General features: G+C 50.3%; 6 protein-coding genes and 1 pseudogene. 2 read left to right on the forward strand and 5 right to left on the reverse strand.

The features are described from left to right. Nucleotides 1-45: 45 nt before the first annotated feature. Nucleotides 46-313, forward strand: a pseudogene (locus OMP95_RS12270) (diguanylate cyclase domain-containing protein); the annotation flags it as partial. Between the two features lie 171 nt (nt 314-484). Further along, nucleotides 485-1,588, forward strand: a complete 1,104-nt coding sequence (locus OMP95_RS12275) for an EAL domain-containing protein (protein ID WP_266329266.1) — start codon at nt 485-487, stop codon at nt 1,586-1,588. 190 nt (nt 1,589-1,778) lie between these two features. Here OMP95_RS12275 and OMP95_RS12280 read toward each other — a convergent pair whose 3' ends face one another. The 5 genes from OMP95_RS12280 to OMP95_RS12300 form a co-directional block, all read right to left on the reverse strand. Beyond that, nucleotides 1,779-2,168 (reverse strand): hypothetical protein, encoded by a 390-nt coding sequence (locus OMP95_RS12280; protein WP_266329256.1) that lies wholly within the window; start codon nt 2,166-2,168, stop codon nt 1,779-1,781. Between the two features lie 37 nt (nt 2,169-2,205). Further along, a complete protein-coding gene (locus OMP95_RS12285; RefSeq protein ID WP_266329258.1) occupies nt 2,206-2,514 on the reverse strand; it encodes a hypothetical protein in 309 nt (102 codons plus the stop codon). A 22-nt stretch (nt 2,515-2,536) separates the two neighbouring features. Then, a complete protein-coding gene (locus OMP95_RS12290) occupies nt 2,537-4,882 on the reverse strand; it encodes a nitric oxide reductase activation protein NorD (protein ID WP_266329260.1) in 2,346 nt (781 codons plus the stop codon). 227 nt (nt 4,883-5,109) lie between these two features. Next, entirely contained in the window at nt 5,110-5,922 is an 813-nt protein-coding gene (locus OMP95_RS12295) for a CbbQ/NirQ/NorQ/GpvN family protein (RefSeq protein ID WP_266329262.1), read from the reverse strand. A gap of 101 nt (nt 5,923-6,023) precedes the next feature. Beyond that, entirely contained in the window at nt 6,024-6,380 is a 357-nt protein-coding gene (locus OMP95_RS12300; RefSeq protein ID WP_266329264.1) for a ribulose bisphosphate carboxylase small subunit, read from the reverse strand. Nucleotides 6,381-6,455 lie beyond the last annotated feature (75 nt).

Raw genomic sequence — 6,455 nt, forward strand, 5'->3', positions numbered from 1 at the left:
AGCCTGCTCGCTTTTGTATTCCTGGTTCTGGATGGCCTCAATCCAATCAATGATCGTTATGGTCACGAAATCGGTGATCAGTTACTGATCGAGGTGGCACAAAGGATCAAGGCCCGCCTCCAGACTGGGCGGTGATGAATTTGTGATGCTGCTCAACGATATCAGCTCGGTCGAACACTGCGAGCGGTTAATCAAACGTATTCGCCATGCGATTGAACTGCCTTACCAGATAGACGAAGACAAGATCGGTCTCGGCGCCAGTCTCGGCATCACTTTGTATCCGCTGGACAATGCCGATGCCGACACCTTGCTGCGCCACGCAGATCAGGCAATGTATCAGGCCAAACTGACCGGTCGTGGCCGCCATCAGCTGTTTGATGCTTTGCATGATCAGCAAATCAGTCAACAGCAGAACCAACTCAAAGCCATGCAAGACGCACTGAAAGCCGACCAACTCGTCCTGCATTTTCAACCCAAAGTGAATATGTGCAGCGGTGAAGTCATCGGTGCCGAAGCTTTGCTGCGCTGGCAACATCCTGAACACGGTCTGATCATGCCGGGCAACTTTTTGCCTGCCATTCAGGGCACAGAACTGGAAATTCATGTTGGCAACTGGGTCATAGAGCACGCTCTGCAGCAGCTGGATAAGTGGCAGCAAGCCGGTATCAGAATGGAAATAAGCATTAATATTTCCTCCCATCATCTGCAATGGCAAGGTTTATTCGAGCAGCTTGACCGGGCATTGGCACGGTATCCCAAGGTGGCATCAAACCTGTTACAACTTGAAATACTGGAAAGCAGTGTGCTCGGCGACATACACAATATTTCCAGCATTATCAAAACCTGCCGCACGGTACTGGGTATCCGCGTATCACTGGATGATTTCGGCACCGGTTATTCCTCTCTGACCCATTTAAGGCACCTGCCGGTCGATGTGGTTAAGATTGATCAGAGCTTTGTGCGCGACATCATTGATGATCCCAACGATTACACTATTGTTGACGGCGTTATTGGATTAACAGATGCCTTTCACCACCAGGTCATTGCCGAAGGCGTTGAAACCGTCGAGCACGGCCTGATGCTGATAACCATGGGCTGCAAACTGGCCCAAGGTTATATCATTGCCCACCCGATACCGGCTGACCAGTTCATAAGCTGGCATGAACAATATCAACCTAACCAGCAATGGCTGTCACACGCAAAACAAAACCTGACAGCGGAACAAACTATCATTCACCTGATGCAGCTACAGGGAAACTACTGGTTTAAAAGCATCATAACCAACCTGCAGGCTGACCCTGACGAAGTTGATCACTGGCCGTTGATGAATCATAAAAAAAGTCATTTCATGCACTGGTTAGAACAGGCAAGAAAACAGAATCTGTTCGATAAAAACTGGCTGGATAATCTCAAGCTGGCCTACATTGAACTGTTTCATGAAGCCAATACCCTTAAATACCAGTTTCAGGAAGGCCAGGTTGATATGGCCTGCAGCGGGATAACCGGCCTCGAGGAACGCTATCAGACAATAGAAGACCTGATAACGGAATACAGGAGCTTGGGAACCCATAAAACACCTGTAATGTAACCTGATGGTGTCATTTTGTGCGTAACCGGGAAGTATCTGCCCTTTATTCTCAAGATGCCTCCACGCTCATAACTGCTGAGCTTCCCGTAGAAAACCATAATTTTATTGCAGCCACACTCGGCCAGTCGTTATTGCTGGATTGTTAATATCCGTTCAGACAAAAATGGCCGTCTGAATGATAAAAAAAGCTTCAGCGGGGGAAATCGATCACTTGATGGCCATTACCGTGGCCAAGCCGTTCATCCAGTATCGACATCATTTCAGTAAGTGCACGCTCCAGAATAGCGCCGGCACTGGCATGATAAAGACGGACTCGGCAGCTGACCGGGGTATGTAAAGCTGTACGATCTTTGGTTTTAAAGTCAGTCCAGGCAACCACCGGTACATCGCTCAGCACCCGATCAACAATGATCCAGGCATCCGGCTGCAGAATCAGATCGAGATGCCTGAGTCCGGGCAGACTCAGGCGCAATTCCCGATCCAGGCGTTTTAATGCCAGCCTGACCTGATTGTATATGCCGGCATTTAACAGGCCTTCACGGGATTCGTAGACCGGCACTTCATTATGACGGGTGTACATATTTCACCCTCACTGAATTGATTAATGTTCTACAGCCTCAGTCACCTGCCAGCTCGTTTTCAGCATCCCAACCTGCTGCTTTGGCGCGTGCAAACGCTTCATCATGAATACGCATAAAATTCTGACGCAGATCATCAGGCAGTTTGCCGACCATAAAGCCGTATTTTTCCCATTCGTCATTGACCTTACGCCATAGATCTTCCAATCCTTCTGCCAGCCAGCCTTCGCAGGTTTCGGTCTCCGGAATCAGGCCGAATACCCAGGCATCGCGAATGATTTTACCGGTACTGGTCATACCGCCGTTCATATCATTATCAATGCCGACATAACGTTTTGGTTCTCTCAACTTGTATTCCTTCATTCAGTACTTAGGTACTAGTCAGACTGGCAAACAGGGTCGGCAGTTTCTCCGGCAGTCTGTCTACATGATCGACAATAGTGTAGTTATTGGTGCCGAAAATACGTTTAACATAATTATCGGCATTGGGATCCAATGTCAGACAATAAGTCAGCACACCTTTCGCATACAGCTCTTCCACCGCTTTTTTCGTGTCATGACGCAAATGCTGCGGATCACGCTCATCGATATCGGACGGCTCACCGTCGGTAACCAATAATAATAGTTTACGCCGTTGTGGTTGTTTCAACAGGTGTTGTCCTGCATGGCGCATCGCTGCCCCCATCCGGGTCGATAGACCGCCTTTCATACCGGCCAACCGGCCTTTGGCCTCATCATCGAATTTCTGATTAAAGTCCTTGAAGCGGAAATACTGCACATCATGACGGCCATCGGAAGCAAAACCATGTATCGCAAACGGATCGCCGATACCGTTAATCGCCGTCGCCACCAATGTCGCCGCTTCACGCGTCAGTTCCAATACGGTTTTATCGCTGCCTTCAACGGTATCATTGGTCGACTCGGATAAATCCAGCAATACGGTTACTGCCAGGTCACGGTTCTTGATCACATTACGCATGGTAATACGCGGGTTAGGCTGTTCGCCCATGCGGATCGCGATCATCGCATCAACGGCGGCATTGATATCGATCTCATCGCCATCTTCCATATTGCGCACCCGCTGCACACCTGACGGTGACAACATATCGATGATCTGCCTGATTCGATGTGCAACCGGCTTGTAGTCGGCCAGGATCTGGTCGATCTCTCCCACATCCCCTTTTTGCGGACGGCGCTCGTAAACCGTGCTCCAATCGGGACGGAACAGTTGAACCTGATAATCCCATTCCTGGTAGTGGTAAGGCTCGGAGATCGGCTCCTTACCCCACATCTGGTTAAAACTGACCGTCGCTTCACCGGCATCTTCATAGGGCATGAACTCGGTCGGGCACACCCAGATTTCCTGGGCATCATCGCCGGCCAGTTCACAATCAACCTCGTTGGCCATTTCCACCGCGCTGACATATTTACGTACCTGACGCTGGCTGGCCGGAATATATTCGGCGCCATGCACTTCCCAGTCGAATTCTTCAAACTCCCAGACAAAACGGTTGTCATCGCGGTAGGGAATACGAATTGACTCCAGAATACGCAGGCTGGGTACTTCACGTCTTTCGGCAAACAGATTGAACAATTCGATGCCCAGATCCCAGCAGAACTGATTATTCAGCTGGTTGACCTCAATGCCTTGATGGAATTTAGCGGCCAACTGATTGACTGCGTCATCATCTGAGCGTACTGACGCATCATTCAGCATCAACGCCAACTGTTCCAGAATCAGCATGGTCGGATGTTCGACCTCACCTTCAAGCTCCAAAGCCAGCAAACTGCGCCACAGTTTTTGCAGGCCGGGGAATTCCTGCACCGCACAATATTCGACGCGGGCATCTTCCACCAAAGCGATAAAAAACATTTGCGCCGGACTGAGTTGTTCGGCCGAAATCGGCTGACGGGTGTAGCTGATATGGGCTGCCATATGCGCGCTTTGTGCCCGGTACAGCATCAAGCCGCTGATTTCATCGATATCATCAACTGCATCGGGCAGATGCATCACATGATGTTCGATGTAGGGTTTGAAACCTTCGTGATCGGCAGAAGTCGGCCGCAGGAAAAAATCACGCCCCCACAACGCGCGCAGGTAGAAATTGAGCTTACGCTGGGTATCGATAAACAAGGTGCCGCGCCGTTCTTTTTGCAGCATCTTTTTACTGTCCGCCGTTTCCAGCGCAAAATATTTGACCAGATTCTGCAAGTCACGGCGATAAGCTTCAGCGCCGAAATCAGCCCAGCGCCTAAGGCCGGACAAGGTCAGTTTCGACAATAGTTCGTCAATATTAGCCAGCATCGGCCGCAGGCCGCGCGACGCTTTGGCTGACAACTGATGAATCAAGGTCAGATAACCGCGCAGCATTTCCGGATCACCCAGGCGGCGTGCGGCAGTCGGCAGGCTATTGATCATCAAAGCAATAACTTCGCCAGAGGTCATCGATGACAATTTCATCGCTGCATTAACGCAGTCACGAATCACGTCCTCGCCGCACTCCTTGACTACCTGCGGCATTTTTTCGATATAAGCTACCACCAGATCCTTGCCACGGCCTAGACTGACCAGGCCTTTTGCGCCTTCCAGGTATTCCTTCAGACCGGCGGGTGACATGATACGCGCCGCATCATGAAAGGTGCTTTCCAGCGTACCTTTCAGCTCGGGCGCAACTTGCTCGAAGGCTTCTCTGTAGTCGTCAAGGTTGATGCTCATCAGCAATCTCCCAACATAGCGTCAATACATCTACCATCAGCCATAAACTTTGACTTATTAACCTGAACTCATTTTAAGAAACTGCTAAGGAGCCAGTTACACCACTCGCACCAATGTCTTCCCCTTCCCCCCAACCCTCTCCCACCAGGGGGGAGGGGACGGCTCCTTCCCCCTTGATGGGGGAAGGTCGGGATGGGGGGATAGTGGCAATCGGGACGAATGCCTTATCAGCTGACAAAAAACGTACTGACAGCCGCATCCAGCGTTTCACGCATATCCGGATCGTCCGTCAGCGGCGTGACCAGTGTCATTTGGCAGGCCGCCAGCGGCTCGACACCTTCGGCGATCATTTGTCCCGCATACACCAGCAGCCGGGTCGAAATACCTTCATCCAGACCGTGACCTTTGAGATTACGCGCACGGTGGGCGATCTGCACCAGTTTGTCGGCAATTTCTTTATCGACACCGGTTTCCTGGGCGACAATTTCAGTCTCAAGTTCGGCAGACGGATAATCAAAGTTCATCGCACCAAAACGCTGTTTGGTGGATTGTTTCAAATCTTTCATCAGGCTCTGATAGCCCGGGTTATAGGAGATGACCAATTGAAAATCCGCATGGGCCTCAATCAATTCGCCTTTCTTATCGAGAGGCAGGGTACGACGGTGATCGGTCAACGGGTGGATCACCACCGTGGTGTCCTGGCGGGCTTCAACCACTTCGTCGAGATAACAAATGGCACCGATACGGGCAGCCGTTGTCAACGGACCGTCCTGCCACTTGGTGCCATCTTTATCAAGCAGGAAGCGACCGACCAGATCAGAGGCGGTCATATCTTCGTTACAGGCAACTGTGATCAGCGGGCGGCCCAATTTCCAGGCCATATATTCGACAAAACGGGATTTACCACAACCGGTCGGGCCTTTCAGCATCACCGGCATGCGGCGGGCATAAGCCGCTTCATACAGATCTACTTCATTGGAGACCGCACGATAGAAAGGTTCTGTTTTGACTTTATACTGTTCAGCAATATTCGCGCTCATCGCAGTAACCTCAGGCTGTTCAAATGATTTAATGTTTGGTGTGATTGACGTCGAAAAAGTCCCCGACCAAATAAATGATCAGGGACTTGATCTGATTGACGTTAAACCGCCTTACCGCGGAATACGACCATTTCAGCACCTTTGGACTGCGCATAATTGTCATAACCGACCAGACGCACATGATTTTTAGGATGTGCTTTGTGGCAAGCTTCGGCTTCCGCCAAAATGCGATCCACATCTGTTTCACCAAACAATGGCAGTTTCCACATATACCAGTAATGGCCGAACGCATTTTCCGGTTCCGTGTGTTCAATAGCCGGATTCCAGCCTTTGCTGACAATATATTCAACCTGTTTGCGGATACGGTCTGCATCCATTTCAGTCAGGTATGAGAAAGTTTCAAACTTACGGCTTGAAACATCGCTCAGGCTAGACGCGTAATCTTGCATTTCACTCATTAGTTTAATCCTCAAATATTTTCAAATTCGTTTCGAACAGACTGATGGGCAACTGAGCTGCCCATCAGTAGGCGG

The organism is Methylophaga sp. OBS4 (genome assembly GCF_026319305.1).
Taxonomy (GTDB): domain Bacteria; phylum Pseudomonadota; class Gammaproteobacteria; order Nitrosococcales; family Methylophagaceae; genus Methylophaga.